Below are 360 nucleotides of genomic sequence, written 5' to 3' on the forward strand. Positions count from 1 at the left end.
GAAAGCTCTTCAGGAAGATTGAACGCGCCGACGCGGCCCTGTTTGCCTCTGCAGAGCCGAGAGCGCCGTCAAGCGTCCCTCTTGAACGCAGAAGCATGATGCCAAGGTAAACAAGGTAGCAGACCCCCGCCCATTTGACGACACCGAACCAGAACTCCGACGCGGCCATAAGAGCCCCGAGTCCCACCCGCTTGCGAGCGTCCAGACGGTGGTCGGACCGGGAACGCCGCCGACTTCCTGCGCTGCAACGTAACCGAGCTCGGTGAAGTAACCGTCCTTGGTGTCAGCGGGCGAGAACAGCGTGATGATCGGGCTCGAGTCATCGACGGTCTCATGGTAGTCCTTGAGCCGGATGTCGTC

At 61.4% G+C, this 360-nt stretch carries 2 pseudogenes; both read right to left on the minus strand.

Features of this window, described 5'->3' with window-relative positions:
- Positions 1-187 (minus strand): annotated as a pseudogene (locus EN807_RS33330) (LysE family transporter); the annotation flags it as partial.
- Positions 187-360: pseudogene (locus EN807_RS33335) on the minus strand (YidC/Oxa1 family insertase periplasmic-domain containing protein); the annotation flags it as partial. The pseudogenes EN807_RS33330 and EN807_RS33335, both read right to left, overlap by 1 nt.

Origin of the sequence: Mesorhizobium sp. M5C.F.Ca.ET.164.01.1.1, assembly GCF_004792125.1 — a bacterium.
Lineage (GTDB): Bacteria > Pseudomonadota > Alphaproteobacteria > Rhizobiales > Rhizobiaceae > Mesorhizobium > Mesorhizobium wenxiniae.